Raw genomic sequence first — 25455 nt, 5'->3', positions numbered from 1 at the left:
AGGGGTGGCAAGACCTCTTATGATACCGCGTAAGAAACAACGCGGTATTTTTTTACGCCATGCCCCACAATGAATCCCTGAAAGACCTGGCCGAGCATATTGAAGAGAGTTTAGACGAAGCCGTCCAGAGTTTTCACTTTGCCGGAAATGAGCTGTGCCTTCATGTGCGCCGCGACGATATCGTCGGGGTGTTGCAGTTCCTGCGCGACGACGGCGAATGCCAGTTCAGGATTCTGGTCGATATTTGCGGGGTGGACGAACCTGAAAACAAGGAACGTTTTGAGGTCGTTTACAATCTTTTGTCCCTGTCGATGAATCAGCGCGTGCGCCTGAAGGTCCGGACGGATGAAAATACGCCGGTGCCGTCCGTTACGTCCGTATTCAGCAATGCCGGATGGCTGGAGCGCGAGGTCTGGGACATGTTCGGCGTCTATTTTAGCGACCATACGGATTTGCGCCGCATTCTGACGGATTACGGGTTTGAAGGGCATCCCCTGCGCAAGGATTTTCCTCTCAGCGGGCATGTCCAGCTGCGCTACGATGAAGACCTGCGCCGCGTGGTTTACGAACCCGTTCAAATAGACCAGCCCTTCCGCGATTTCGGGGAGATTTCGCCCTGGGAGGGGCTGACGGACATCCAGCTTTCCGGCGGCGAAACGCACGCGCCCGGGCATGGCTGGACGCCCGCCAAAAAGACAGTGGGAGAAAAAGATGCCTGACTCCGCTCCGCTTGAAACGGACTCTTTAAGCGAAGAAACCAACATCAAGCCCTTTACGATGAATTTCGGGCCGCAGCATCCGGCGGCGCACGGGGTTTTGCGTCTCGTGCTGGAAATGGACGGAGAGATCGTGGAGCGGGCCGATCCGCATGTGGGGCTTCTTCACCGCGGCACGGAAAAACTGATCGAACACAGGACCTATACGCAGGCGCTGCCTTATTTCGACCGGCTGGATTACGTCTCGCCCATGAACCAGGAGCATGCCTTTGCGCTGGCCACGGAGACTCTTCTCGGGATTGCGGCGCCGGAACGGGCGCAATATATCCGCGTGTTGTTCTGCGAACTGGGCCGCATCCTCAACCATATCATGGGGATTACGACGTTCGCGCTGGATGTCGGGGCGGTGACGCCCGCTCTGTGGGGGTTTGAGGAGCGGGAAAAAGGCATGGAGTTTTACGAGCGCGTCTGCGGGGCGCGCCTGCATGCCAATTATTTCCGCACCGGCGGCGTGGCGCAGGATATGCCCGAAGGGCTGGTCGAAGATATGATGGAATGGACCAGAGCTTTTCCCAGGGTGATCGACGATCTTGAAACGCTTTTGACGGACAACCGCATCTTCAAGCAGCGCACCGTGGATATCGGCGTTGTAACGGCGGACGAAGCGCAGGACAGGGGTTTTAGCGGCCCGATGCTGCGCGGCAGCGGCATTGCGTGGGACTTGCGCAAAGCGCAGCCCTATGAAGTTTACGAGAAAATGGACTTTGATATCCCCATCGGTAAAACGGGCGATTGCTATGCCCGCTATCTGGTGCGCGTCGAGGAGACGCGCCAGTCCTTAAAGATCATGCGTCAATGTTTGAGGAAATTGCAGGAAAAGCCGAAAGGCGATGTCATGGTCAGCGATTACAAAATAGCCCCGCCGCCGCGCGCCGAAATGAAAAGCTCCATGGAGGCGATGATCCACCACTTCAAGCTTTTTACCGAAGGCTTTCATGTGCCCAAGGGACAGACTTACACGGCGGTGGAAGCGCCGAAGGGGGAGTTTGGGGTTTATCTGGTGTCCGACGGTTCGAACAGGCCCTACCGCTGCCATATCCGGGCGCCGGGGTTTGCGCATCTTCAGGCGCTGGAATTTATGAGTAAAGGCCATATGCTGGCCGATGTGGTTGCCAATATCGGCTCCATGGATATCGTGTTTGGAGAAATTGACCGGTGAAAAAACCTTATGATTTAAAGGCCGATTATCAGCCCGACAGCTTTTCTTTTAAAGATGAAAAGGCGGTGGCGGAAATTATCGCCCGCTATCCGGAAGGGCAGCAGCGCAGCGCCGTGATGCCTTTGCTGGATCTGGCGCAGCTTCAGGTCGGAGAGGAAGGCGCAAAGGCCGGACATCCTTACGGCGGCTGGATTCCGCGGGCCGCCATGGATGAAATCGCGCGGATCATCGGCCAGCCGCCGGTGAAGGTTTACGAAGTGGCGACGTTTTATTCCATGTACAATTTACAGCCCGTGGGAAAATACCTGCTTCAGGTCTGTACGACGACGCCTTGCTGGCTCTGCGGGTCCGGTCCCGTTCTCAAGGTCTGTGAGGAGCATCTGGGGCTTCATGTCGGCGAGACGACGAAAGACGGCTATTTCACCCTGATGGAGGTGGAATGCCTCGGCGCCTGCGCGAATGCGCCGATGGTGCAGATCAACGACCTGTATTACGAAGACCTTACGGAAGAGAGCATGCTGGCGATTCTGGAGAGCCTTAAAAAAGATATCGTTCCGCCTGCCGGACCGCAAAACGGGCGGCGGGGTTCCATGTCGATTGACGGGCCCACCAGCCTTAAAGAACAGGCCAAAAAAGCGGGGGCGCTCTAGATGCTCGAGGATAAAGACAGGATTTTTACCAACCTGTACGGCTTTGAGCCGGCGTCTTTGGAGGCGGCCAGGAAGCGCGGGGACTGGGACGGCACCAGGGATATCATCGCCAAGGGCCGTGCGTGGATTATTGACGAAATGAAAGCGTCCGGCCTGCGCGGGCGCGGCGGGGCCGGGTTTCCCTCCGGCCTGAAATGGTCCTTTATGCCCAAGGAAATCGGGGACCGTCCGCATTATCTGGTCATTAACGCCGATGAATCGGAGCCGGGCACCTGCAAGGACCGTGAGATCATGCGCCACGATCCGCATAAGCTGATCGAGGGTGCGCTGCTGGCCGGGTTTGCGATGGGCGCGCACCGTGCCTTTATTTACGTGCGGGGCGAATTTGCCCATGAAGCGTCCGAACTGGCGGTCGCAATCGAAGAGGCGCGCGCGGCCGGATTGCTGGGCAAGAATGCGGCCGGATCGGACTGGGATTTTGACGTGACGCTCCATCGCGGCGCGGGGGCTTATATCTGCGGAGAGGAAACCGCCCTGCTGGATTCCCTGGAAGGCAAGAAAGGCCAGCCGCGCAACAAGCCGCCTTTCCCGGCGATGTCGGGGCTTTACAGCTGCCCGACCACGATCAATAACGTGGAGACGATCGCCTGCGCGCCGACGATTTTGCGCCGGGGCGGGGAATGGTTCGCCGGGCTGGGCAAGGATGAAAAGAATACAGGGACAAAACTCTTCTGCCTGCTGGGGCATGTGAACAACCGCTGCGTGGTGGAAGAGGAAATGGGCATCCCGCTTAAAAAGCTGATTGAAAAACATGCGGGCGGCGTGCGCGGGGGCTGGGATAACCTGAAAGCCGTTATCCCGGGTGGCTCTTCCTGCCCGATGATTCCAAAAGAAGTTTGCGACACCGTTTTAATGGATTTTGACTCCCTGCGGGAAGTCCAAAGCGGCCTTGGGACGGCGGGCGTTATCGTGATGGACCGCTCCACCGATCTGATTTACGCCATTGCCCGCCTGTCCGATTTTTACGCGCATGAAAGCTGCGGCCAGTGCACGCCCTGCCGCGAGGGGACGGGCTGGATGGCGCGTGTGATGAACCGGATGGTGAGCGGCAACGCCACGCTGGAAGAAATTGATATGCTTCTGGAAGTCACAAAAGAGATTGAAGGCCATACGATTTGTGCGCTCGGCGATGCGGCCGCGTGGCCTATTCAGGGACTGATGCGCCATTTCCGTCCGGAAGTCGAGCGGCGCATTCTGGATTACCGGAAAGCGGCCAAGGCTGCGTAGGCGGCGCCTTAATACCTCCCTCTCCTATAGGGATAGGGGGGCCGCGAAGCGGGAGGGTGAGGGGTGAAAGGCCGACTGGATTGCTTCGGTCTCTACGCTCCCTCGCAATGACGGAAGAATCTCCGGAAAAGTTTGGGATCCTTCGCCTTCGGCTCAGGATGACAAAATGGGTCGTGACCCAATCTAAGCGATGAATGCTCTAATTATCATCCTTGGCAGGGACGAATCCGTTGATTTCGTGTTCCTCTTTGTCCCGCTCTTTCAGCCATTGCTTGACGACGTCAACGCCGTGTTTGTCATGGTTGAAGCGTTCCGGCGCGATGTCCGGGATCAGTTTAAGGTCTTTGGCCGGGATTTTGTCTACATCCTTATCAAAATTGCGAATGAAGTGCCGGATGCGCGGCATCACTTCGGTACGCCATTTGCGACCGTTGAAAATCCCGTAATGACCGGTTTGAAGCTGGAACCTGTGGAATTGTTTGCCCGGCGCCAGATTGCTGCATAAATCATGCGCGGCGGTTGTTTGTCCGCGGGAGGAAATATCGTCGAGTTCGCCTTCAATGGTAAACAGGGCCGTGCGTTTTATTTTCTCCGGGTTTACGTCAACGAGCTTGTGGCTCAAAGGGTCCCGCCATTTCATCTTGCCAAGGGGCAGGAGATGACGCTGAAAAACAACGTCAACGGTCTGGAGGTAGAACTCGGCGGTGATATCCATCACGGCGTTATACTCATCATAGAATTTCCGGTGTTTCTCGGCGGAACTCCCGTCTCCTTCAATCAGGTGCTGGAAGAACTCTTTGTGGGAATCCACGTGACGGTCCAGATTCATCGACATAAAGCCGCTCAGTTGCAGGAATCCGGGATAAACGCGCCGGAAGGCCCCCGGGTTGAAGGCCGGAACGGTCTGCACGACCGCACTTTCAAACCAGCTCAACGGGCGTTCTTCGGCGAGCTTGTTCACTTCCGTTTTGGAAATGCGGGTATCGATGGGCCCGCCCATCAGGGTCATGGTCAAAGGCTGGTTGGGGTCTTCTTCGCCGGCCATGAGGGACACGGCAGCCAAAACAGGCACAGCCGGCTGGCAAACCGCAATCACATGCGTTTGCGGCCCCAAAAGACTCATGAATTCACGCAGATACGTAATAAAATCATCCAGATCGAATTTCCCTTCGGCAAGCGGAACCTGGGAGGCATCGGTCCAGTCGGTGATGTAAACGTCGTGATGCGGCAGCAAGGCCTGAACCGTTCCGCGCAGCAAGGTGGCATAATGCCCGGACATCGGCGCGACGAGTAAAACCTGCGGGTCCTTGCGCTTTGTGCCGCGTTTGAAATGAAGGAGATTGCAAAAAGGCTTTTCAACGATCGTTTCTATGGAAACGGGAACTTTTTTTTCGTCAATGAGCGTGTCTTTAATCATCCAGTCCGGTTCGCCAAAGCGGCGGGTGGTGCGTTCGAACATTTCGGCGCTGGCCGCAAGCGTCCGTCCGACCTGCGTATGGGCCAGCGGGTTCCAGGGGTTAATCATGGAGGCGCGAAAAACCTCCGCGCCGATGCGGACGGGGGATAAAAGGGCATTCCGGAATTCGTATAAATGATAGAGCATCTTTCAAAGCCTTTGTTTAAACGCTACAATGTTTCATTATACACCCGGAACAGGCTTTGGTGCAGTGCAAAATTCCATTTTTGAGTATATTCAGCAAATTCATGGCCATATCTTTGATCCGGACCGTCTCCCGGTGGCAATTGCCGCCGTTTTCCTTGTGTCCTGCATAGGTATTCTGACGGGGCCGATGGGAGGGAACGCGAATCCGTTTCTCTGGCGCATTATAGAGCTGTTTTTCGGCGGAATCGGCGGGCGGCTGGACCGCGCCGACCGCACGCGCGCCGATTTGTCCTTCAGGGGCTTTATCCTGACCGTTACGGGGCTTCTGATTGCCTTGTTTATGGGCAAGTTTGCCCATTTCCTGACCCTTTATTACCCGCAATGGAAAATCATGGAAATTTTCCTGCTCAGCCTGTCTTTAACGGCCGGTGCGGTCTGGTTTGCGCTTTTTCGCCTGTTTCAGGCGCTTTCCAGCGAAAAACCGCTCAAAGGGGCCTTTTACACCATTGCGCGCTCCACCCGCACGGATATGAGCACAAGCGACGAATATACGATCACCCGCATCGGGATTGCGATGGGGGCCAGGAGTTTTGACAAGGGGCTGGTGGCGCCGGTCCTGTGGTATCTGATTGCCGGATTGCCCGGCGCCTATCTTTATATGGGGCTTGCGGCGCTGTCCTGGCGCTTCGGGAAAGAGGGGTTTACCAAAGGATTCGGCCAGATGTCCCTCACCCTTGAAAAACTGATGGGATTTGTCCCGAATCTGCTGGCCGGGATTTTGATTGCGCTGGCGGGGCTGTTTACGCCCACGGCCCGGATGAGCGACGCCCTCGCGGCCTTTAAGGCGCGGGAAGGAACGGCGCCTTATGAAGAGGGGGGCTGGGCGGTTGCTGCGATGGCTTTTGCCCTGAATGTCAGCCTTGGCGGCGCGACGAAAGACCTTGACGGCAGCGCGATCAAGCGCCGCTGGGCCGGGCCGAAAGGGGCCACGGCGCAGCTGGGGGCCAGCCATTTAAGCCGCGGGATTTACATTTCAATGATGGCCCATATCCTTCTTTTGGCCGTCCTTTGTGGTGCAATTGTCGTTTCCGGGCATGATCTTCTTGACTTTTAGGGGGGCTTTCGTTTATTTTCGCCCCGGATTTTTAGGATTTTATAAGACTTTAAAGGAATAAGCCCATGAGCCGCACGTGTATGGTAACAGGAAAAGCCGTGATGTCCGGAAATAACCGTTCTCACGCCGAAAATAAAACGCACCGTAAATTTTTGCCGAATGTGCAAAATACGAGCGTCTACAGCGAGGCTCTGGGCCGTAAAGTGTCTGTTAAGGTCTCGGCGGCGGGTTTGCGGACGCTGGACCATAAAGGCGGCATTGACGCGTTCGTCACAGGCACGGCCAAGACCAAGCTGGACCCCGCTTTGCGCAAGGTAAAAGCGCAGGTCGAAAAAGCGCTGGCCAAGAAAGCGTAGGGACGCATTGCTTTCGACGTTAAAACCCGCTGACGGCGAGCGCAGCGGGTTTTTTCACAGGCAGCGTTTTAGAATTGACATAACATTAAAGAGAGGTTAAAGTCCGTGCCTCGGAAGGACATAGTGTTAAGAGGAGAGGCCATGCTTGAAAAAGACTTGAAGCAATTTGTTGAAAGGCAGAAGTGGTTGGCTGATGCCGGTGATCCGGGTGCCCTGTATAACATGGGGGTGCTTCACCTTGTGGATTTGGATGAGGTGCAGGCCCGCAAATTTTTTGAAAAAGCCGCCGCGCAGGGCCATGAATCGGCGCAGGCCCGTCTGGATGTCCTTGACAGCAAAAGAGCCGCCGCGCGCGCTTTTGCGGAGCAGGAGGATGAAGGGGCTGCGGTCCCGGCGAAAAAAGTGTTGGTAGGCCGGGCTCACGGGACGGAAGGCCCCCCTGTGCGCCGTATTCCTGTGGCAAAGCTGTAAAGTCTCTTTGGAAAAGTCCCATCTTCTGTCATAAAGGCGCGCATGGCAGCCGATTTAAACATACATTACCCGAATTTTTCGTTTGAAATCACGCACACGGACCCGAAAAGCGGGGCCCGGACGGGCAGGCTGCGCACGCCGCACGGGACGATCAAAACGCCCAATTATATTTTCTGCGGCACCAAGGCGTCGATTAAAAATCTCTCTCCCCTTCAGATGGAGGAGGCCGGGACGGATATCATTCTGGCCAACACCTACCATTTGATGATCCAGCCCGGGGCGGACCTCATTCAAAAAATGGGGGGACTGCATAAATTTATGGGGTGGGGCGGTCCGATGCTGACGGATTCCGGCGGGTTTCAGGTTTTTTCGATGGGAAACGGCTCCTGCGCGGATGAAATCAAAGGCCGGGGCCGCACCACCAAAAAGAACCTGCTGGAAGTAACGGAAGAGGGGGCCTTCTTCCGTTCTTACCGGAACGGGGCCAAGCTGTGTTTAAATCCCGAAATCTCAATGGATTTGCAACGTAAGCTCGGGGCGGACCTCATTGTCCAGATGGACGAATGCACCGCCTATCAGGTGAGCAAGGATTACACCGCCAGATCCATGGAGATGAGCATGCGCTGGGGGGACCGCTCTCTGAAAGCGTTTGAGAAAGCGCATGACGGCACGCAAGGGCTTTACGGCGTGGTGCAGGGCGGCGTCTATGACGATTTGCGGGTGGAGAGCGCGCAATATGTGGCTTCCCGCCCGTTCTTCGCAACGGCTGTCGGCGGGTGTCTGGGCGGCACGGACGAGGAAATGTACGGCATTCTGGAGATCGTCCGTCCGCATAACCATCCCGAAAGGCCGGTCCACTTTCTGGGGATCGGGCGGATCAAGGATGTGTTCAAGTCGGTGCGCTGCGGCATTGATACGTTCGATTGCGTCATGCCCACGCGGATTGCCCGCCACGGCATGGCCCTGATGAAAGGGCGGCGCGACGAGCGCATCAATATCAACAATAACCGCTACAAGGATGACCCGGAGCCGCTGGATCCAGGCCTGAACGTTCCCGCCAGCCGCGATTATTCGAAAGCCTATATCCACCATCTCTTGAAGGCCGGGGAAATGCTGGCCTTCCAGATTTTAAGCCAGCATAATGTCGCCGTGATGAACCGCCTGATGCGGGAGGTGCGCGAGGCCGTTCGGGAAGGAACGCTGGATGCGCTGGAAAAAGAATATCTTTCGGAGCAATAAAACATGAAAAAACACAGTGATTTCAAAAACCTGCATATCGTAGATCATCCATTGGTTCAGGATAAACTATCCCGGATGCGCGATAAAAACACGCCGATGCCAGCGTTTCGCCGCCTGCTTAAAGAGATAGCGCTTTTGATGGGGTATGAGGTCACAAAGGCCCTTCCGGTCGGGTCCAAAGCCGTTGAAACGCCGCTATGCACTATGGAAGCACCGGTTTTGGAAGGCCCGCCGCCCGTGATCGTGCCGGTTTTGCGCGCAGGGCAGGGAATGGCCGAAGGGCTGATCGAACTTCTCCCCGAAAGTCCGATCGGCTATGTCGGCGTGTATCGGGATGAGCAAACGCATCGCCCCGTCGAATATCTTAAGAAACTGCCGCCTTACAGGGACGGGCAGGCTTATATCGTGGTGGATCCCATGCTTGCCACGGGGCATTCCTCGGAACATGTCTTCCGGCTTCTGGTTGAAAACGGGGTGCCGCGCGACAAAATTATTTTTATGGCGCTGGTGGCGGCCCCGGAAGGCGTCCGGGTTGTGGAGGCGGCCTGCCCTGAAATCCCCGTATATGTGGCGGCGCTGGATGAGAAATTGAACGATAACGCTTTTATCGAGCCGGGACTTGGCGATGCGGGCGACCGCCTGTTTGGCACGGTTTGACCGAAGAGATTGAATTCCCCGACAGGTCCGGGTAGGTTGTCTGGGCACTCTTATCCTCTCGTCCTCTTAAGGAGCGTTTTTTTAATGATGGATCTTGAACAGCGCTGCATTGAAGCGGGCTTGAAAATGACCGGGCCGCGCAAAGTCATCCTGAAGGTTTTGACGCAGGCAAAGGACCATCCTTCCGTGGATACGGTATACGAGCGGGCCAAGGCCATCGACAAGACCATGAGCATCGCAACGGTTTACCGCACGCTCAGCACGCTGGAAGAGCTGGATATTATTGTCCGGCGGGAATTTAACGAAAGCTTTGCGCGTTATGAAACGAATATGGACCACCACCATCACCTGATTGATGTGGAAACCGGCAAAGTCGTTGAGTTTGAAAATATCGAGCTCGAAAAAATCAAAATCAAAATCGCCGAAGAACTGGGGTACGAGCTGATAGATCACCGGCTCGAGCTCTACGGGCGCAAACGCAGGAAGACGTAAAGGCCGGCATGTACGAAGAAGAGGCGCGCCTTCCGACACATCTATGGCTGGAGGCCAAAATCCGTGAATTGATGAGCGAAGGCCTGCCGGTCTATGTCGCGCATAAGGGGGAAAAGACGGGCGGGCTCGTTCTGCTCAAGATCAGCGATATGGCGGGGCGGTGCAGGCTCCTGACGCAGCAGCGCGATCTGGAGGGCGTTTTGGGCTGGGAAAATGCGCGGGGTTCGGACGTGGTGGAAGAAGAGGATGCGGATTCCTACATCCGGCGCTCAATAGAGCGCGACCCGGATCTCTGGGTCGTCGAAATCGAAGACCGGGAAATGAGGAATCCTTTTGCGTGTTAAAGTCTGGGGGTGCTTGAAAGGCCGGCCGCAGGCGCGCCTGTGGAAAAGCCGTTCCTGTCCAGCCGGACAATGCCGGGAATCTTTTTAACGTCCTGGAGAAATGCCTGTGTTGGCGCATCGCTTGGCGGCAGCAGTTCCGGACGCACTGCCTTCAAAAAATCCGTTCCGGTGTCTTTGTTCTTCATTTTTCGTCCCGTCCTTTATGGCAGGCCCGGTCAGGCCAGCCGCTTGAGTCCCTGGATATATTCAATTCCTTCCAGAAGAACCTTGTCCATGAACTCCTGATTTTGTGCTTCTTCGATCATTTCGATCATTTTGCGGCGGTCTTCCCCGACAAAAGGCAGGCTTTGTTTCCGGCGGTTTGCGGCTTCGTTGTAAATATGGCTTAATTTCATGTCTCACCCTTTTGCAAAATGAACTCAATTACCCTTCAGGGTACGTGAGAAGCCTTTAATAAATCTTAATTTCCTTGAATTTTTGAGACAGACATGCCATTTAAAGCGTACCGGATTTGTACGGATTTGACGATTTTTGATAAGTATATGATAAAACTGACAAAATTAACGGATTATGCGGTGGTCATTCTGGCTGAAATGGCTGCCCGGAAAGGCGTTTTGCTGCAGGCTTCCGGGCTGGCGGTCAAAACGGCCCTGCCGGAGCCGACGGTTTCCAAAGTTTTGAAACTGCTGGCAAAGGGCGGTGTCGTGACATCTGTGCGCGGCGCCGGCGGCGGGTATATGCTGGATAAAATGCCGGAGGAGATCAGTGTCGCGGCCGTGGTTACGGCGCTGGACGGCCCTGTGGCCCTTACGGCCTGTGTCGAGGGCAGCGACGAATGTTGTGCGCGGGAGGAGGACTGCCCGATCAAGGGGCAGTGGAATCCCGTGAATATGGCCATGCGCGAGGCGCTGGAAGGGGTGTCCCTGGCCCAGATGATGAGGCACGCCGCATGACTCCCGCCCGGAATGAAACGATTGAAGCGGTTCAGAGTCTCGGCACGTATGAGGCCGGATTTGAAACCGATATTGAAACGGACTACGCGCCCAAGGGCTTGTCCGAAGAGATTATCCGCCTGATTTCCGAAAAGAAGAAGGAGCCGGAGTGGATGCTGGCGGCGCGGCTCAAAGCCTATGCGCACTGGCTCAAAATGCCCGAGCCGGAATGGGCTAATGTTGATTTTCAGGCGATTGATTATCAGGATTTTTATTACTACGCCGCGCCTAAAAGCATGGCGGACAAGCCAAAGAGCCTTGACGAGGTGGACCCGAGATTACTGGAGACATACAAAAGGCTCGGTATTTCGCTTAAAGAGCAGGAGGTTCTGGCAGGGGTCGAAGGCGCGCCGAAGGTTGCCGTCGATGCCGTGTTTGACTCCGTTTCGGTGGCGACGACCTTTCGAAAGTCCCTGGAAGATGCGGGGGTCATTTTTTGCTCGATCAGCGAAGCTATCCAAAACCATCCTGATCTTGTGAAAAAATATCTCGGTTCGGTCGTGCCGTATCACGACAATAAGCATGCCTGTTTGAACGCCGCTGTGTTTACGGACGGCAGTTTTGTCTACGTGCCCGAAGGGGTGCGCTGCCCGATGGAGCTGTCCACTTACTTTCGCATGAACGCCGTCAATACGGGCCAGTTCGAACGCACGCTGATTATCGCCGGCAAGGGCTCGTATGTGTCCTATCTGGAAGGCTGCACCGCGCCGCAGCGCGACGAAAACCAGCTTCACGCCGCGGTGGTTGAACTGGTGGCGCACGAGGAAGCGGAGATTAAATACTCCACCGTGCAAAACTGGTATCCCGGCGATGCAGAGGGCAAGGGCGGCGTCTATAATTTCGTCACCAAGCGCGGTATGTGCGAAGGCAGGAATTCCAAAATTTCATGGACGCAGGTGGAAACCGGCTCCGCGATCACATGGAAATATCCTTCCTGCGTGCTCAAAGGGGAAGGGTCGCAAGGGGAATTTTATTCTGTGGCGATTACCAATAATCATCAACAGGCCGATACCGGCACAAAGATGATCCATATGGGGGCTAATACAAAGAGCCGGATTATCTCCAAGGGAATATCTGCCGGCAAGTCGAACCAGACCTATCGCGGGCTGGTAAAGGTTTTGCCGGGGGCGGACGGGGCGCGGAACTTTACGCAGTGCGATAGCCTGCTCATCGGGGACCAGTGCGGCGCGCATACGGTGCCTTATATCGAAAGCCGGAATCCAGGCGCGAATCTGGAACATGAGGCCACGACCTCCAAAATTTCGGAGCAGCAGCTCTTTTACTGCCAAAGCCGCGGGATCGGCGAAGAAGAAGCGCTGGCGCTTATCGTGAACGGTTTTTGCCGGGACGTGATGCAGCATTTGCCCATGGAATTCGCCGTGGAAGCCCAAAAGCTTGTCGGTATTTCACTGGAGGGAAGTGTGGGATGAATCCTAACACGAAGAAGGGAAAGTGAAGCGAAGTTCACGAAAAAATTTTTATACGAAGAAAGGAAAAAACGATGACGAAAATATTACCTGAAGATCCGAATGACGCGATCCGGAAAATGATCCACCTGACGCAGGAATGTGTCAGCCTTCTGGAATCCGAAGACGAGAAAATCACGCGCAATGATGCGGTGGAATTCACCGTGAATGAACAAAACAAACAAAAAGCATTCGACTATTACGATCAGGCCGCCAAAGAGCTTTCGGTCCGTATAGAAGGCATGCAGGGGAAGGTCAGCCCGGCCTTGATTACGGATCTGGAGCGGTTGCAGCTTCGTCTCAAACAGCAGGCGGCGGCGAATAACGACCGGCTGGGCAAAATTGAGGGCGTGAAATCGAAGTAAAACAAGATGATCGAAATTAAAAATCTGCACGCCAGTGTGAACGGCACGGAAATCCTCAAAGGCATCGACCTGCACATTGAGGCCGGGAAGGTGCATGCCATTATGGGGCCAAATGGCGCAGGTAAATCCACGCTCTCTTACGTGCTGGCGGGCCGGGAAGGTTATGAGGTGACGCAGGGGGATATCCTGTTTAACGGGAAAAACATTCTCGGCCTGCGCCCGGATGAGCGCGCGGCGGCGGGGCTGTTTCTGGCCTTTCAGTATCCGGTCGAAATTCCCGGCGTGCAGATGACGCAATTCCTCAAAACCGCGATCAATTCGATCCGCAAGGCCCGTGGGGAGGAAGAGCTGGACGCGATCGGGTTCCTGAAGCTCATGAAGGCAAAATGCGCCTCTCTTGGCATGTCCGAAGAGATGATGAAACGGCCTGTGAATGTCGGCTTTTCCGGCGGGGAGAAAAAACGCGCCGAAGTTTTGCAAATGGCGATGCTGGAACCGGGTTTTGCCGTGCTGGATGAAACGGATAGCGGGCTGGATATCGACGCGCTGAAAGTGGTCGCAGGCGGGGTAAACGCCCTGCGCTCCCCGGAGCGTTCCTTCCTTGTCATTACGCATTACCAGCGCTTGCTGGATTATATCGTGCCGGATGTCGTGCACGTGCTGGCGGAGGGGAGAATCGTCAAAACCGGCGGGAAAGACCTCGCGCTGGAACTGGAAGAAAAAGGGTATGGAGAAATAGCCGCATGAAAAGAATGAACCACGGAGGCACGGAGTCACAGAGTAACACAGAGTTTTATAAATATTCTCTGTGTCTTTGTGACTCTGTGGTTAAAGGCCCGTGATTTCTTTATCGTTAAATAATCTGCCAACGCCGAAAGAGGAGGCGTGGAAATACACGAACCTTCCAAAGGCGATGCCGGAAGGTTTGACGGCGGCTTCTGCCGCGCAGGAGATAACGATCACGCAAGGCGGGCGGGAGGAAATTCTGTGGTCGGGGCGCAGCGGGGAAATCCATACGCCGCATCTCACGGTCGCGCTGGAAGACGGGGTGGACCTGACCCTGATTGAACGCTACGAGGGGCAGGGCGCCTACTGGAGCAATGTCACAACTCAAATCACGCTGGGACAGGGTGCAAGGCTGCACCATTACCGCTTTCAGGAAGAAAGCGCGGACGCCGTCCACACCAATATGGCGCACATTACACTGGCGGCGGGGGCCGTTTATGAAGGCTTTACCTTAAGCTGCGGGGCAAAACTGAGCCGGAACGAGATCGCGGTGGATATTCAGGGGGAGACGGCGCGCTGCGATTTGAGCGGGATTCAGTTGTTGCGGGGCAGGCAGCACGGGGATACGACGATCGCCATGAACCATCATGTTGGCAATAGCGGTTCAAACCAGTTCTATCGGAGTGTCATAGCGGATCAGGCGCGGGGGGTTTTTCAGGGAAAAGTCCGCGTGGAACGCGCGGCCCGGAAAACGGATGCGCGCCAGCTTTCCAACGCTTTGCTGCTTTCCTCTCTGGCCGAAATGGACACCAAGCCGGAGCTGGAAATCTATGCCGATGACGTAAAATGCTCCCATGGTGCAACGACGGGTCAAATCGGCGAAGAGGCCCTGTTTTATATGCAATCGCGCGGTATTCCGGAAGGCCGGGCGCGCGCGCTTATCATTCAGGGGTTTTTGACCGAGGTTGCCGGGAAAATGACAGACGAGGCGGCCGGGGAGCAGGTGGCCGAAGCAATCCGGAACTGGCTGGAGGAAGCGCATGCAAGCGGCGGATAAGGCAAAGCATATGATGGATATTTCCATTTACCGTGAAGATTTCCCGATTTTGCAGGAAAAAATGAACGGAAGGCCCCTGGCCTTTCTGGACAGCGCCGCAAGCGCGCAGAAGCCGCGCAGCGTGATGGAGGCGATGCGCGATCTTTTTGAGCATAATTATGCGAATGTTCACAGGGGGTTATACAGGTTTTCTCAAGTAACAACACATCAATATGAGGCGGTCCGGTCCAAGGCCGCGGACTTTATCAATGCGCCGTCCGGGAACGAAATTGTCTTTACCCGCAATTCTACCGAAGGCATCAATCTTGTGGCGCAAAGCTGGGGCCGGACTTTCCTGCGGCAAGGGGATGAAATTATCCTCTCCGGAATGGAACATCACGCCAATATCGTCCCGTGGCAGCTTTTAAGGGACCAAATCGGCATTCATTTGCGCATTATTCCCGTTTTAGGGGACGGAACGCTCGATTTAGAGGCTTTTGAAGGTCTTTTAAGCGATAAAACAAGGCTTGTTTCCCTTGTTCATGTCTCGAATGCGCTCGGAACTATCAATCCGGTGCAAAAAATGGTCAAAACAGTTAAAAATTTTAACCCGGAGATCAAAGTCCTGCTGGACGGTTCGCAAGCCGTCGTGCATGGCCCCGTGGACGTTCAGGCTCTGGGGTGCGATTTCTACGTCTTTACGGGCCACAAGCTCTATGGCCCGACGGGGGCAGGGGTTTTGTGGGGGCGTTTTGATCTTCTGGAGGCCATGCCGCCTTACCAGGGGGGCGGGGATATGATTGAAACCGTCAGCTTCGAAAAAACCGCCTATAAAGCCCCGCCCGCGCGCTTTGAGGCGGGAACGCCGGCGATTGCGGAGGTTATCGGCCTCGGCGCGGCCATCGACTATCTCGGCGCCATCGGGATGGAGGCAATTGCGGCCCATGAAAAGGGACTCCTCGCTTACGCCCTGCAGGAACTTGAGAGGATAGAGGGCCTGACCTGTTACGGGCGGGCGCCGGAAAAGGCCGGCATTGTCAGCTTTGTCGCCGACTGGGCGCATCCAAGCGATATCGCCATGATTTTGGACCAGTGCGGCGTGGCCATCCGCACAGGACACCATTGCTGCATGCCGCTCATGAAGCGTCTGGGCGTGGAGGGCACGGCCCGCGCGTCTTTGGGCCTTTATACGAACAAAAACGATATAGACGCGCTTGTCGCGGGGTTAAAAAAAGCGAAGGAGATGCTGGCATGAGCGAACCCGCCCAGACGACGGAAGACGAGGATTATGACGAACTGGCGGAGCCGGAGCATGTGGAAGGCAGCAAGGATCACAGACTTTGGCCGGATATTGTCGCCGCTATCCGGGAGATTTACGATCCTGAAATTCCGGTCAATATCTACGAGCTGGGGCTGATCTACCGCATGGACATTATCGACCGGGAAGACGGCAAGGCGGATGTCTGTGTCCAGATGACCCTGACGTCGCCTGGCTGCCCCGTGGCGCAGGATATGCCCGGCTGGGTGCAGGGCGCGCTCTTTGCCGTTGACGGGGTGGAGGAAGTGGATGTGGAAATTGTCTGGGATCCGCCGTGGGACCCTTCAAAAATGGCGGAAACAGCGAAGTTGCAACTCAATATGTTTGTGTAGATTTACCTCTCCCTTCAGGGAGAGGTCGGCGGGACGTATGTCACGCCGGGTGAGGGAAGGAAAATGGGGATAACAAAGACAGCGCGAAATTTAAGGCAAAATCAGACAGAAGCTGAAAAGTGTTTATGGCTGCATTTGCGAAGCCGCCAGATGGAGGGGTGTAAATTTTACCGTCAGTTTCCCGTTCCGCCTTATTACGCGGATTTTGCCTGCCGGAGCGCCGGTCTGATTGTCGAAATTGACGGCGGGCAGCATGCGGACCGGAAGGGATACGATATGAAACGGACGGCTTTTATGGAACGAAAAGGCTATAAGGTTTTAAGGTTTTGGAACAATCAGGGGATGCAGGAAACAGAAGGTGTTTTGCAGACGATCAGGGATGAGATGCAGGCCCTCACCCGGAATGCTGTGCATTCCGACCTCTCCCTGAAGGGAGAGGTAAAGTGACGCAGGCGGTAAAAATAACAGATGCGGCTGTCAAAGCCATAAAAGCCAAAACGGCCCTCAATCCCGGAGCCGCGGGCCTGCGGCTGAGCATCCGGGCGACGGGCTGCAGCGGGCATTCCTACCGGATGGAGCATGTGCTGGAAGAGGATTTGACGGCGGATGAACGCTTCGCGCAAGGCGGCGCCGTGCTGTATATCCCCAAAATCCACTCCTGGATGCTCTACGGCATGGAAATCGACTATGCGGAAGATAAAATGGGCGCCGGATTTGTCTTCACTAACCCCAACGAATCGGCTCGCTGCGGCTGCGGGGAGAGCTTTGCGGTGGCGCCGCCCGAAAATCAGGAGTAAGTCCACTTCAAGCGGACCCGCTTTTTAGATAACATCTTGTTTTTGAAGAAAAAAATGTGGACTTAGTCCGCACGGCTTTTCGATTTTATGTGCAGCTCTTCAAGAAACATCTCTGCCATTTCAACAATAGTATTCCAATCTGCGATCACTTGAGCGTGAAATACTATAGCGAACGGAGTCGAAGGATATTTGAGGACCGTTACATATAAGATCCCTCGACTTCGCTCGGGATGACAGGGAGGGGGCTCGGGATGACAGGGAGGAAAGGGCATATCCCGGAAAAAACAAAGGGCCTCAAACGAGGCCCTTACTTACAAAATACACCAATCTACCGCACTATGGCTGCGCTGGTTTGTAGTCCGCGCCAAGGGTCAAACTGATACCAATACCCGGTGCGCGTTGATCAAGGCGCAACCCCTCGTTCCGTGCGCCATCCATAATTGCGCCGCTAACGGGACCTCCGATTGTAATGTTACTCAAAGACTTACTAAAAGCTAAAGAAGCTACAGCCATATTTACCCTCTCTTTCGTTTTCTAACGTCCTTCGTAAGCATCAAATAATTCCTTTTCAGAGGCATTATTCTCGTATGCTTTATAGACATCAATATACCCAAAATATGTTAATGCGTCAAGTAAATCCGAAAAATATGAAGAATTGGTTAACTCCTTTACAACTTTGCATGTGAAAACAATTGAATCCAGGTTTTTTGCATGCATAACAGAGGCATATTTTATAAAATCCTTGGATGGATCTGGCGCGGTGAAACCTATAACTTCGTGTTCTGCCTCACGAAGAGCTTTTGCAAGCTTGATGATATCTTTGGCGTCCGTTTTTGATATTTTTCCTGGAATTTGTAGGTAAATAACCTTTGTTTGCGGTGAATATCCGGACTCTCCTGTTCCTTTAATGACATGGATAGGAAAGTCATATTTTTCGTGCACTTGGATCAGGGTTTGGCCCGTTTCCGATTCTTTTAAAACCTCTTTTGCGCCTTCAATAATCGAATCGGCGTAAGGGTGGCCGTAGGCAATCTGGTTCACGTTCGTGCCTTTATCCCCGAAGGAGCCTGTCAGATTTCCTGTGTGTTCGTCGCTCATGTCGTTCCTTTATACCACAAATTTTCCGTTTTCGGCAGTCTGTCCCACCTCGTTTATAATCATTTTCCGGTCCTTGATGCCCACGCGGCCCGCATGATCGACATGAATGGTCGCGCGGAGCAGGATTCCGTCCACATACAGATCCACTTTCGCCATGTATCCCGCATCGTTTTCCAGACGTTCGACGCGGGGGGGGCGGTGATTCCGGATGATGGTCTGCACGGCGGAAGAATCAAGCGAGTCCAGCATCGGCATGTCGTGAGGATTGCGGACCAGGACGATATCGCCGTCTTCGGGGTCCGTCACATGCTGGAAATAAAAGACAAGATAATCGACCACGTGAATTTCATCCAGATGCAGGATCTTTTTGTCGTTCACGGCGTAAATGGGATGATTCGTCCCGTCCAGATAATGAAAAAACTTGCCGTCCCCCAGATATTCGAACGTGAAAGATGGCAGGGAGGCGAAACTCGTAATCCGGTAGAGGTAAAAATCCTTGTAAAAAGGCAGCCATGCGCGCTCGACCTCGCTGGCGGTGGCTGAAATCAGCCCCGGCTCGGCGGCGGATTTCACGCTGTCGATAATTTGGTGCGTCGTTTCGCGGTCCAGTCGTTTCCAGTTCATTCGTTTTCTTTGATCCGTGCAGAAGCAGTCGCCCGACTATTTCGTCAGGTTTTCATGACTTTATCAACTCTTTTCACAAATTTGCAAATTCAGGACGCAATCGCGCAATATAATGGGTTTTGGGTTGCCTCCAGCGCCCGTCTCAGGACGTCCGGCCCGGCGCCGTCTTCATGGGGCAATGTGCTTAAAGCCTGCCGCCATTTTCTGGCGCCCTTTTCGCCCTGAAACAGCCCCGTCATGTGGCGGGTGACGGATTTGACAGGCGTGCCGAATGCCTTTTGCTGCGCGGCGGCGTATCTTATCATTTCCTCGATAACCGACTCTCTGGGCAGGGGATTTTCATTTTTAAAAAAGCGGCGCTCGATTTCGCTGAGGAAAAACGGATTCTGGTAGGCCTCGCGGCCAATCATGATTCCGTCAAAAAGGGCCAGTTTTTCCGCCGCGTCCTGCACGGTCCTGATCCCCCCGTTCACCACGATATGCAAGGAAGGAAATTCCTGCCTGATCTTTTCAACCACGTCGTAGCGCAGGGGCGGAACGTCCCTGTTCTCCTTCGGGGAAAGCCCCTTGAGCCAGGCCTTGCGGGCGTGAATGACAAAATTCTGGCACCCCGCCGCCGAGACGGCTTTGATGAAGGTTTCAAGGAAGGGATAGTCTTCGTGTTCGTCGATGGCCACGCGGCATTTGACGCTGACGGGGATTTTTACGGCGCCTTGCATCGCGGAGACGATCTCGCCGACGCGGGCGGGCTCCTCCATCAGGCAGGCGCCGAACGCGCCGCTTTGTACGCGGTCCGACGGGCAGCCGCAATTCAGGTTGATTTCGTCATAGCCGTAATCCTCCCCCATTTTCGCGCAAGATGCCAGCGCGGACGCCTCCGAGCCGCCGAGCTGCAGTACAACCGGCTTTTCTTCCTCCGAAAACCGTAAAAAACGGTCCCGGTCCCCGTGAAGCAGCGCGCCCGTGGTCACCATCTCCGTATAGAGCCGCACATGCGGCGCAATCAAACGGTGGAAATAGCGGCAATGCCGGTCCGTCCAGTCCATCATCGGGGCCACGCATATCTGGGGCAGGGGTTTCATGCGCGGTACTTAACCACGAATGACGCCGAATGGACATAAATAAATTCCCGTAGCGGAGCGGGGGGGAAAGGCAGGAAGAAATGCTTTGCGTCTTTTACGTCCTTTGCGCTAAATAATTTTATGCGCTTTTTAATCCTTATATCCGTGTTGTTTCTCAGCCTTCCGGCCTTTGCGCAAGAGGAAGGGGCGGCGCCGGACCAAAACCCGCAGGACGTTTTTCGGACGACGGGCCTGCCCATTCCGCGCTTTGTGTCTTTGCGCTCCGATCGCGTCTTTGTGCGCTCCGGCCCGGCGCTGCGTTATCCCATCAAATGGATTTTTCAAAAAAACGCGCTGCCCGTCGAAGTCGTTCAGGAATTTGACACATGGCGGAAAATACGGGATATGGACGGGGACGAGGGATGGGTTCACCAGTCTTTGCTCTCCGGTAAGCGCAGCGCCATCGTTCAGGGCAAGGAACAGGCCCTCCTTTACAGGAATGCAACGGGACAGGAGCGCATTGTCGCGCGCCTGGAGCCGGGCGTCGTGGTCGAGGCGCTGCGCTGTATGTCCCTGCGCTGTGAAGTGAATGCCGGCGGCTATCGGGGATGGGTGGAGAGAAAGTTTCTCTGGGGCATTTACGCCGAAGAAAAATTCGACTAATCTTGATTTCAAGGTGATTCGCTCGCCGATTCACTCCATTTTCCACCTTTTCTATTCACAACCTTCTTTTACTGACTTCTCGTTTTGAACATGCTCGATTTTATGAACAAGGCCGAAGTGGCTGCAAGGATTCACGATTCGATTCAAGGTCTTTGCCATGACGAAGAACGCGGCATAGACGGGATGAAGGAATTGCTGCTGCTGTCGGGCATGATGGTGGAAACGGCTTTTCTCTTCGATAACTGCCAGGAAGCGCTGCCGGAGATGTTCGAGAAGCTCTCGAGGCTTCTTGCCTGCGAGCCGCTGGAGGGCGTTGTGGCGTCAAAGGCCATGCCGCCTTCGACGATCATAGATTTCGATACGGAACACGGCCGGGCGCTGGCGCGCGAGTTCTTTGAAGAATGGCTCGATTGCCCCTATGAATTCCATGAGATGCTGCTCTTTCTGATCCAGCAGATATTTATCCGCCGCGAAACGCAGGGGCAGTCGCGGGCCGAAAGTTTTCGGCTCCTGATAGAAGGAGCCCATCTGGCGATGGCCTACGAGCTGGCGGCGCAGGAATTGTGCGACGCCGTGATCGAAACAAAAATCGGCGTGAACGGCTGGACGCTGGCGGACAGCGTCAGCGGCATGGCCGGCACGGCGGGCCGGAAACTGGCCCTGTCGCACGACGGAAAAAACCAGTGCTGCTGGTTCCGCGGAACGAATTTTCCCGATTTTCTGGACCAGACCGCCTATGTGATGACGCAGGAAGCCGTGCGGCTGGGTCTTTCCACGGGGCCGGACTGGCGTTTCGGCCTGCCCGCGAACGACGTGCCGTCGAACCCGCCGACAATCCTGATTCAGGGAATGGAGAGTATCTGCCGTGGATTTTTTGCCGCCATAAACATGCATGACCCGGCGGACCAGGCCGTTGCCTGTGCCAAGGCCGCCGGACGGATGCTCGCCGTGGCGGCAGGGGGCAAGACGCCGGAAATGGAGCCTGCCATCGCCAAACCCCTTGCAATGGCCGCCCTGACAGAGAGTTACAAGGGCGTCTGCGTCGAATTCGCCGCCGCTTTGTAACCGTAGTCTGTTCTACAGGGAACAGTTCAAACCCTTTTTTTGTATTTTTGCGATCACCTGAGCGCCCGGGTTTTGTTTTTCAAAAGAGGTTATAGCCCCTGCTAAATCAATCCCTTCCTTAGAATTCTTAAACTTATCGCATAAGGTTTCTTCATGCTGGGCGCTTATAGCAGCAGCTGTTGTTCCTAACACCATAAACACGCTTAAAACATGTCCGTTTTTTATTCTCATTGTTTTTCTCCTGAATAATTCCGTTTCGGGAATATGCATATGTAAAAACAAAAAGCAATAAAAACCTTTTCCCGCCGGGTCAGGGAGCCGGTTTTCTCTCGATTTTGAAGATGTCCTTTCGGGAGTTTTTTCCCGGCGGTTGCGCTTTGGCTTGCAGTTGCCGGATTCTTTCACAGTCCTTGAATCTCCCGCATGTTCTTTTCAGGAACTCTTCGAGTGTTTTGTTCATGGCTTTTAATTCTTTGATTTCCTGCTGCTGTCGCCGGGTCAATTTTGGTGGAAGTTTTCCTTCCTTGACGGACGTTCTTTGATGGAAGTCGTTGTAAATATCTACGACGAGAGCTGTGGATGCGGCTATTGAAGCGACGAGAAAAGAATATGCCAGGCCTCTTGCTGTAATTTTCATGGTCCGTTTTCCAATATCGTGATGCTTCGGGAATATATAGAAAATATGCATTATGTCAATAAAAATAATCCTGCCGATACGGGCGTGGATGAGATTTGAGCGCGGTGGATAGGGCCTTGATTCAAGCGGCTGAAGGGTCTAAAACTCCCTTCATGTCTATCCATCACGCAGCGGAAAAACCCATGGAATTTGTACCGAAAAGCTCTTACAGCTACGAAGATATTATCGAATGCGGGGAAGGGAAGCTTTTCGGCCCCGGAAACGCGCAGCTTCCCCTGCCGCCGATGTTGATGTTCGATCGTATCACACATGTCTCCGATACAGGCGGGGCGTATGACAAGGGGCAGATTGTCGCCGAAATGGATATCAAGCCCGATTTGTGGTTTTTCAAATGCCACTTTAAAGGCGATCCGGTCATGCCGGGCTGTCTGGGGCTGGATGCGATCTGGCAGCTTCTGGGGTTTTATCTGGGCTGGACGGGCGCGCCGGGCGCCGGCCGCGCGCTGGGACTGGGAGAGCTTAAACTCACCGGGCAGGTTCTGCCGAGCGTGAAACTCGTCAGGTATATCGTGGATATCAAACGGGTGATTAACCGCAAGCTTGTCCTTGGCGTCGGGGACGGACGGGTGGAAGCCGACGGGGAAACCATCTATGAGGCGCAGGGGCTGAAAGTCGGACTGTTCGATAACAGCGCCGCAGCGGCGGCTTAAAGCATGGCAAATCCTCTCAGACGCGTGGTGGTAACGGGAATCGGGATTATTTCCTGCATCGGGAACGATTCCGGGAGCGTTCTGGCCTCTCTCAAGGCCGGGAAGTCCGGCATTACAAAAGACCAGAGCTACGAAGACCTGGGGTTCCGGTCCCGGATTTCGGGCAAGCCCGATATCGACCTGACCGAAGCGATCGATCGCCGCCTGATCCGTTTTATGGGCGATGGCGCGGCCTATAACCATTTGTCCATGGAGCAGGCTGTCGCCGACAGCGGTCTGGAGCCGCATGAGGTGTCCAATGAACGCACCGGGATTATTATGGGTTCCGGCGGGTCCTCTACACGCAATCTTTTGATCGCGGCGGATATTACACGCGAAAATAAAAGCCCCAAGCGTATCGGGCCGCTTTTTGTCCCGCGCTGCATGTCTTCGACGAACTCTGCCACCATCGCGACCAATTTTAAAATCAAGGGATTGAACTATTCCATTTCTTCCGCCTGTTCGACGAGCGCGCACTGCATCGGCAACGGGGTGGAGCAAATTCAGTGGGGCAAGCAGGATATTGTGTTTGCCGGCGGCGGCGAAGAACTGGACTGGACTCTCTCCTGCCTGTTCGATGCGATGGGGGCGATGTCCTCCAAGTATAACGATACGCCGGAAAAGGCGTCCCGTGCTTACGACGCCAACCGTGACGGGTTTGTGATTGCAGGCGGCGGCGGGGTCGTTGTGCTGGAAGAATATGAGCGGGCCAGAGCGCGCGGCGCCAAAATCTACGCCGAAATCACAGGCTACGGCGCGACATCCGACGGGGCCGATATGGTGGCGCCCAGCGGTGAGGGAGCCGTGCGCTGCATGCGTCAGGCGCTCTCTACGGTCAAAACGCCTGTGACCTATATCAACACGCACGGGACCTCGACCCCCGCCGGGGATATTACAGAGCTGGACGCAATCCGCAGCGTCTTTGGGCAGATGGATCAGGACATGCCCCATATCAGCGCCACAAAATCCATGACAGGGCATTCTCTGGGCGCCACCGGCGTGCAGGAGGCGATTTATTCGATCCTGATGCTCCAGAATGATTTCGTTGCGCCAAGTATTAATATTGAAACGCTCGACGAAGGTGCGGCCGGGATGCCGATTGCGCGCGAGCGCGTTGATGGCGTTCAACATCAAACCGTAATCTCCAACTCTTTTGGTTTTGGCGGAACAAACTGCACGCTGGCGCTTTCGCGGTTGGAGGAGTAGGGCATGAAATCCGACATTTTAAAAAACAAGCGCGGGCTGATTATGGGCGTGGCAAACGACAAATCCATCGCCTGGGGCATGGCGCGCACATTGGCGCAGCACGGGGCGGAACTGGCCTTCACCTATCAGGGCGAAGCCTTCGGCAAGCGGGTCAAGCCGCTGGCGGAGAGTGTCGGTTCCTCAATCTTGCTGGATTGCGATGTTTCGAGTGAAGAGAATCTCGACAGCGTTTTTGACACGCTGGAGAAGGAGTGGGGGCAGCTTGACTTCCTCGTCCATGCGATCGCCTTTTCCGACAAGGAAGAGCTTAAAGGGCGCTATGTCGATACGTCGCTAAAGAATTTTCTGATGTCGATGCATATCTCCTGTTACTCCTTTACGTCCGTGATGCGCCGCGCCGCGCCGCTGATGAAAGAGGGCGGCTCTGCCGTGACGCTGTCTTATTACGGGGCGGAAAAAGCGATGCCCAATTATAACGTGATGGGCGTGGCCAAAGCGGCTTTGGAATCTTCTGTGCGCTATCTGGCCGCCGATCTGGGGCGTGACAATATCCGCGTAAACGCGATTTCCGCCGGGCCGATGCGCACGCTCGCCGGGGCCGTGATTGGCAGCGCCCGCACGACATACAAATATTCCCAGCTGACCGCGCCTTTGGGACGGGGGGTAGAGCTGGAAGAGCTCGGCGGCACCGCGCTTTATCTTCTCTCTGATTTGTCCGGCGCGGTGACCGGCGAAATCCACTATGTCGATTGCGGCTTCAACGCCGTGGGGATGCCGGGCGGGGACGCGCTGAAGGCGTTTGGATGATCAGGCGATCTTGAGGCCTGAGGGTTTTTGGACATTCATGAATTCATAAGGGTTGAAATCCCCGCCCTCTTTTCTGTCCTCTAGAAATTCTTGTCCCAGAAGGAGCGCCTGATGGGCTGCAAGAACTTCCGGACCTGCACATCTTTCACCACCAAAGATAGGGGCGCGATAGGTGTTTCTCCGCAGTTCTACCCAAAAGGCGTTATGGGCGTCTTGCCGGATGATTTGACCGGCCTTTTTGCAGATGTGTGCTATTTCATTGTTGCTGGCCCGATAAAAATAATTAATTAATCCAATTTTTTCACTGTCGCTTGTGGCCGGTTTTTCAAAGGGGATCATCATTTTTCTCCTGCTGTTGAGTGCTT

At 54.9% G+C, this 25455-nt stretch carries 34 protein-coding genes; 25 read left to right on the top strand and 9 right to left on the bottom strand.

Annotated features, from left to right (window positions below; genetic code table 11):
* Positions 1–59: 59 nt before the first annotated feature.
* The 4 genes from H6853_07860 to nuoF are packed head-to-tail and all read left to right on the top strand — an operon-like array spanning position 60 to position 3872.
* Positions 60–719, top strand: a complete 660-nt coding sequence (locus H6853_07860) for an NADH-quinone oxidoreductase subunit C (protein USO03434.1) — start codon at positions 60–62, stop codon at positions 717–719.
* Positions 712–1935, top strand: coding sequence for an NADH-quinone oxidoreductase subunit D (locus H6853_07855; protein ID USO03433.1), 1224 nt, complete (start codon positions 712–714; stop codon positions 1933–1935). The genes H6853_07860 and H6853_07855 overlap by 8 nt, the downstream gene beginning before the upstream one ends.
* Positions 1932–2585: an NADH-quinone oxidoreductase subunit NuoE gene (gene nuoE, locus H6853_07850; GenBank protein ID USO03432.1), complete on the top strand. Its 654-nt coding sequence runs from the start codon at positions 1932–1934 to the stop codon at positions 2583–2585. The genes H6853_07855 and nuoE overlap by 4 nt, the downstream gene beginning before the upstream one ends.
* A complete protein-coding gene (gene nuoF / locus H6853_07845) occupies positions 2586–3872 on the top strand; it encodes an NADH-quinone oxidoreductase subunit NuoF (GenBank protein ID USO03431.1) in 1287 nt (428 codons plus the stop codon).
* 199 nt (positions 3873–4071) lie between these two features.
* On the opposite strand, the gene H6853_07840 is transcribed toward nuoF, so the two are convergent.
* The gene (locus tag H6853_07840; GenBank protein USO03430.1) at positions 4072–5475 is read right to left on the bottom strand and encodes a polyhydroxyalkanoate depolymerase; all 1404 of its coding nucleotides are present in this window, start codon (positions 5473–5475) and stop codon (positions 4072–4074) included.
* 28 nt (positions 5476–5503) lie between these two features.
* Here H6853_07840 and H6853_07835 point away from each other — a divergent pair, with 28 nt between their 5' ends.
* The 7 genes from H6853_07835 (at position 5504) to H6853_07805 (ending at position 10148) form a co-directional block, all read left to right on the top strand.
* A complete protein-coding gene (locus H6853_07835) occupies positions 5504–6589 on the top strand; it encodes a cobalamin biosynthesis protein (GenBank protein USO03429.1) in 1086 nt (361 codons plus the stop codon).
* A gap of 65 nt (positions 6590–6654) precedes the next feature.
* The gene (gene rpmB / locus H6853_07830) at positions 6655–6945 is read left to right on the top strand and encodes a 50S ribosomal protein L28 (protein USO03428.1); all 291 of its coding nucleotides are present in this window, start codon (positions 6655–6657) and stop codon (positions 6943–6945) included.
* A 186-nt stretch (positions 6946–7131) separates the two neighbouring features.
* Positions 7132–7416: a sel1 repeat family protein gene (locus H6853_07825; protein ID USO03427.1), complete on the top strand. Its 285-nt coding sequence runs from the start codon at positions 7132–7134 to the stop codon at positions 7414–7416.
* Between the two features lie 42 nt (positions 7417–7458).
* Positions 7459–8655, top strand: a complete 1197-nt coding sequence (tgt, locus tag H6853_07820; GenBank protein ID USO03426.1) for a tRNA guanosine(34) transglycosylase Tgt — start codon at positions 7459–7461, stop codon at positions 8653–8655.
* A 3-nt stretch (positions 8656–8658) separates the two neighbouring features.
* Positions 8659–9312, top strand: coding sequence for a uracil phosphoribosyltransferase (gene upp, locus H6853_07815; GenBank protein USO03425.1), 654 nt, complete (start codon positions 8659–8661; stop codon positions 9310–9312).
* A gap of 84 nt (positions 9313–9396) precedes the next feature.
* A complete protein-coding gene (locus H6853_07810; GenBank protein ID USO03424.1) occupies positions 9397–9804 on the top strand; it encodes a transcriptional repressor in 408 nt (135 codons plus the stop codon).
* Positions 9805–9812: 8 nt separating this feature from the next.
* A complete protein-coding gene (locus H6853_07805; GenBank protein USO03423.1) occupies positions 9813–10148 on the top strand; it encodes a DUF1491 family protein in 336 nt (111 codons plus the stop codon).
* Here the strand turns inward: H6853_07805 and H6853_07800 are convergent.
* Together H6853_07800 and H6853_07795 are read right to left on the bottom strand one after the other, a co-directional pair.
* The gene (locus tag H6853_07800; protein USO03422.1) at positions 10145–10333 is read right to left on the bottom strand and encodes a hypothetical protein; all 189 of its coding nucleotides are present in this window, start codon (positions 10331–10333) and stop codon (positions 10145–10147) included. The two genes, H6853_07805 and H6853_07800, sit on opposite strands and share 4 nt — an antisense overlap.
* 30 nt (positions 10334–10363) lie before the next feature.
* Positions 10364–10543, bottom strand: coding sequence for a hypothetical protein (locus H6853_07795; GenBank protein USO03421.1), 180 nt, complete (start codon positions 10541–10543; stop codon positions 10364–10366).
* Between the two features lie 147 nt (positions 10544–10690).
* Here H6853_07795 and H6853_07790 point away from each other — a divergent pair, with 147 nt between their 5' ends.
* The 9 genes from H6853_07790 (at position 10691) to H6853_07750 (ending at position 17180) form a co-directional block, all read left to right on the top strand.
* The gene (locus H6853_07790; GenBank protein USO04638.1) at positions 10691–11101 is read left to right on the top strand and encodes an SUF system Fe-S cluster assembly regulator; all 411 of its coding nucleotides are present in this window, start codon (positions 10691–10693) and stop codon (positions 11099–11101) included.
* The gene (gene sufB, locus H6853_07785; protein ID USO03420.1) at positions 11098–12570 is read left to right on the top strand and encodes a Fe-S cluster assembly protein SufB; all 1473 of its coding nucleotides are present in this window, start codon (positions 11098–11100) and stop codon (positions 12568–12570) included. Before H6853_07790 ends, sufB begins: the two co-directional genes overlap by 4 nt.
* A gap of 71 nt (positions 12571–12641) precedes the next feature.
* Positions 12642–12971: a hypothetical protein gene (locus tag H6853_07780; GenBank protein ID USO03419.1), complete on the top strand. Its 330-nt coding sequence runs from the start codon at positions 12642–12644 to the stop codon at positions 12969–12971.
* 6 nt (positions 12972–12977) lie between these two features.
* Positions 12978–13718 (top strand): Fe-S cluster assembly ATPase SufC, encoded by a 741-nt coding sequence (gene sufC, locus H6853_07775; protein ID USO03418.1) that lies wholly within the window; start codon positions 12978–12980, stop codon positions 13716–13718.
* Between the two features lie 91 nt (positions 13719–13809).
* Entirely contained in the window at positions 13810–14754 is a 945-nt protein-coding gene (sufD, locus tag H6853_07770; GenBank protein USO03417.1) for a Fe-S cluster assembly protein SufD, read from the top strand.
* Positions 14755–14764: 10 nt separating this feature from the next.
* On the top strand, positions 14765–15988 hold the full coding sequence (locus H6853_07765) for a cysteine desulfurase (GenBank protein ID USO03416.1): 1224 nt from the start codon (positions 14765–14767) through the stop codon (positions 15986–15988).
* The gene (locus tag H6853_07760; GenBank protein USO03415.1) at positions 15985–16383 is read left to right on the top strand and encodes a DUF59 domain-containing protein; all 399 of its coding nucleotides are present in this window, start codon (positions 15985–15987) and stop codon (positions 16381–16383) included. Before H6853_07765 ends, H6853_07760 begins: the two co-directional genes overlap by 4 nt.
* Positions 16384–16446: 63 nt before the next feature.
* A complete protein-coding gene (locus H6853_07755) occupies positions 16447–16830 on the top strand; it encodes an endonuclease domain-containing protein (protein USO03414.1) in 384 nt (127 codons plus the stop codon).
* A complete protein-coding gene (locus tag H6853_07750) occupies positions 16827–17180 on the top strand; it encodes an iron-sulfur cluster assembly accessory protein (GenBank protein ID USO03413.1) in 354 nt (117 codons plus the stop codon). Before H6853_07755 ends, H6853_07750 begins: the two co-directional genes overlap by 4 nt.
* A gap of 534 nt (positions 17181–17714) precedes the next feature.
* Here the strand turns inward: H6853_07750 and H6853_07745 are convergent.
* The 3 genes from H6853_07745 to dusA all read right to left on the bottom strand — a co-directional run bounded on the left by H6853_07745 (position 17715) and on the right by dusA (position 19984).
* Positions 17715–18278, bottom strand: a complete 564-nt coding sequence (locus H6853_07745) for a hypothetical protein (protein ID USO03412.1) — start codon at positions 18276–18278, stop codon at positions 17715–17717.
* 9 nt (positions 18279–18287) lie between these two features.
* On the bottom strand, positions 18288–18902 hold the full coding sequence (locus H6853_07740; protein USO03411.1) for a hypothetical protein: 615 nt from the start codon (positions 18900–18902) through the stop codon (positions 18288–18290).
* A gap of 89 nt (positions 18903–18991) precedes the next feature.
* Positions 18992–19984, bottom strand: a complete 993-nt coding sequence (gene dusA / locus H6853_07735) for a tRNA dihydrouridine(20/20a) synthase DusA (protein ID USO03410.1) — start codon at positions 19982–19984, stop codon at positions 18992–18994.
* A 120-nt stretch (positions 19985–20104) separates the two neighbouring features.
* On the opposite strand from dusA, the gene H6853_07730 reads away from it, so the two are divergent.
* Both H6853_07730 and H6853_07725 read left to right on the top strand, forming a co-directional pair.
* Positions 20105–20626, top strand: a complete 522-nt coding sequence (locus tag H6853_07730) for a hypothetical protein (protein USO03409.1) — start codon at positions 20105–20107, stop codon at positions 20624–20626.
* A gap of 90 nt (positions 20627–20716) precedes the next feature.
* Positions 20717–21691, top strand: a complete 975-nt coding sequence (locus H6853_07725) for a hypothetical protein (protein USO03408.1) — start codon at positions 20717–20719, stop codon at positions 21689–21691.
* A 12-nt stretch (positions 21692–21703) separates the two neighbouring features.
* Here H6853_07725 and H6853_07720 read toward each other — a convergent pair whose 3' ends face one another.
* Positions 21704–21922 (bottom strand): hypothetical protein, encoded by a 219-nt coding sequence (locus H6853_07720; GenBank protein ID USO03407.1) that lies wholly within the window; start codon positions 21920–21922, stop codon positions 21704–21706.
* Between the two features lie 79 nt (positions 21923–22001).
* Positions 22002–22328: a hypothetical protein gene (locus H6853_07715; GenBank protein USO03406.1), complete on the bottom strand. Its 327-nt coding sequence runs from the start codon at positions 22326–22328 to the stop codon at positions 22002–22004.
* 182 nt (positions 22329–22510) lie between these two features.
* Between H6853_07715 and fabA the strand changes: the two genes are divergently transcribed.
* The 3 genes from fabA to H6853_07700 are packed head-to-tail and all read left to right on the top strand — an operon-like array spanning position 22511 to position 25090.
* A complete protein-coding gene (gene fabA / locus H6853_07710; protein USO04637.1) occupies positions 22511–23038 on the top strand; it encodes a bifunctional 3-hydroxydecanoyl-ACP dehydratase/trans-2-decenoyl-ACP isomerase in 528 nt (175 codons plus the stop codon).
* Positions 23039–23041: 3 nt separating this feature from the next.
* On the top strand, positions 23042–24283 hold the full coding sequence (gene fabB, locus H6853_07705) for a beta-ketoacyl-ACP synthase I (GenBank protein ID USO03405.1): 1242 nt from the start codon (positions 23042–23044) through the stop codon (positions 24281–24283).
* Positions 24284–24286: 3 nt separating this feature from the next.
* On the top strand, positions 24287–25090 hold the full coding sequence (locus H6853_07700) for an SDR family oxidoreductase (GenBank protein ID USO03404.1): 804 nt from the start codon (positions 24287–24289) through the stop codon (positions 25088–25090).
* Here the strand turns inward: H6853_07700 and H6853_07695 are convergent, their stop codons facing one another.
* Complete coding sequence (locus tag H6853_07695; GenBank protein USO03403.1) at positions 25091–25429, bottom strand: hypothetical protein; 339 nt, start codon at positions 25427–25429, stop codon at positions 25091–25093.
* Positions 25430–25455 lie beyond the last annotated feature (26 nt).

It is taken from the genome of Rhodospirillales bacterium, from assembly GCA_023898765.1.
GTDB lineage: Bacteria > Pseudomonadota > Alphaproteobacteria > Micavibrionales > Micavibrionaceae.
The sequence above is the reverse complement of the archived record's forward strand: the minus strand, read 5'-3'. Positions and strand labels throughout refer to the sequence as shown.

Bases quoted from the DNA above. Each gene is read 5' to 3' on its own strand.
- H6853_07800 (USO03422.1), bottom strand. From the start codon at position 10,333: ATGAAGAACAAAGACACCGGAACGGATTTTTTGAAGGCAGTGCGTCCG.
- H6853_07765 (USO03416.1), top strand. From the start codon at position 14,765: ATGATGGATATTTCCATTTACCGTGAAGATTTCCCGATTTTGCAGGAA.
- rpmB (USO03428.1), top strand. From the start codon at position 6,655: ATGAGCCGCACGTGTATGGTAACAGGAAAAGCCGTGATGTCCGGAAAT.
- H6853_07805 (USO03423.1), top strand. From the start codon at position 9,813: ATGTACGAAGAAGAGGCGCGCCTTCCGACACATCTATGGCTGGAGGCC.
- H6853_07720 (USO03407.1), bottom strand. From the start codon at position 21,922: ATGAGAATAAAAAACGGACATGTTTTAAGCGTGTTTATGGTGTTAGGA.
- upp (USO03425.1), top strand. From the start codon at position 8,659: ATGAAAAAACACAGTGATTTCAAAAACCTGCATATCGTAGATCATCCA.
- H6853_07810 (USO03424.1), top strand. From the start codon at position 9,397: ATGATGGATCTTGAACAGCGCTGCATTGAAGCGGGCTTGAAAATGACC.
- H6853_07860 (USO03434.1), top strand. From the start codon at position 60: ATGCCCCACAATGAATCCCTGAAAGACCTGGCCGAGCATATTGAAGAG.
- sufB (USO03420.1), top strand. From the start codon at position 11,098: ATGACTCCCGCCCGGAATGAAACGATTGAAGCGGTTCAGAGTCTCGGC.
- tgt (USO03426.1), top strand. From the start codon at position 7,459: ATGGCAGCCGATTTAAACATACATTACCCGAATTTTTCGTTTGAAATC.
- H6853_07760 (USO03415.1), top strand. From the start codon at position 15,985: ATGAGCGAACCCGCCCAGACGACGGAAGACGAGGATTATGACGAACTG.
- sufC (USO03418.1), top strand. From the start codon at position 12,978: ATGATCGAAATTAAAAATCTGCACGCCAGTGTGAACGGCACGGAAATC.
- H6853_07795 (USO03421.1), bottom strand. From the start codon at position 10,543: ATGAAATTAAGCCATATTTACAACGAAGCCGCAAACCGCCGGAAACAA.
- H6853_07835 (USO03429.1), top strand. From the start codon at position 5,504: ATGTTTCATTATACACCCGGAACAGGCTTTGGTGCAGTGCAAAATTCC.
- H6853_07740 (USO03411.1), bottom strand. From the start codon at position 18,902: ATGAACTGGAAACGACTGGACCGCGAAACGACGCACCAAATTATCGAC.
- H6853_07695 (USO03403.1), bottom strand. From the start codon at position 25,429: ATGATCCCCTTTGAAAAACCGGCCACAAGCGACAGTGAAAAAATTGGA.
- fabA (USO04637.1), top strand. From the start codon at position 22,511: ATGGAATTTGTACCGAAAAGCTCTTACAGCTACGAAGATATTATCGAA.
- fabB (USO03405.1), top strand. From the start codon at position 23,042: ATGGCAAATCCTCTCAGACGCGTGGTGGTAACGGGAATCGGGATTATT.
- H6853_07700 (USO03404.1), top strand. From the start codon at position 24,287: ATGAAATCCGACATTTTAAAAAACAAGCGCGGGCTGATTATGGGCGTG.
- H6853_07725 (USO03408.1), top strand. From the start codon at position 20,717: ATGCTCGATTTTATGAACAAGGCCGAAGTGGCTGCAAGGATTCACGAT.
- H6853_07730 (USO03409.1), top strand. From the start codon at position 20,105: ATGCGCTTTTTAATCCTTATATCCGTGTTGTTTCTCAGCCTTCCGGCC.
- H6853_07715 (USO03406.1), bottom strand. From the start codon at position 22,328: ATGAAAATTACAGCAAGAGGCCTGGCATATTCTTTTCTCGTCGCTTCA.
- H6853_07790 (USO04638.1), top strand. From the start codon at position 10,691: ATGATAAAACTGACAAAATTAACGGATTATGCGGTGGTCATTCTGGCT.
- H6853_07745 (USO03412.1), bottom strand. From the start codon at position 18,278: ATGAGCGACGAACACACAGGAAATCTGACAGGCTCCTTCGGGGATAAA.
- H6853_07855 (USO03433.1), top strand. From the start codon at position 712: ATGCCTGACTCCGCTCCGCTTGAAACGGACTCTTTAAGCGAAGAAACC.
- H6853_07755 (USO03414.1), top strand. From the start codon at position 16,447: ATGGGGATAACAAAGACAGCGCGAAATTTAAGGCAAAATCAGACAGAA.
- H6853_07780 (USO03419.1), top strand. From the start codon at position 12,642: ATGACGAAAATATTACCTGAAGATCCGAATGACGCGATCCGGAAAATG.
- H6853_07840 (USO03430.1), bottom strand. From the start codon at position 5,475: ATGCTCTATCATTTATACGAATTCCGGAATGCCCTTTTATCCCCCGTC.
- nuoF (USO03431.1), top strand. From the start codon at position 2,586: ATGCTCGAGGATAAAGACAGGATTTTTACCAACCTGTACGGCTTTGAG.
- dusA (USO03410.1), bottom strand. From the start codon at position 19,984: ATGAAACCCCTGCCCCAGATATGCGTGGCCCCGATGATGGACTGGACG.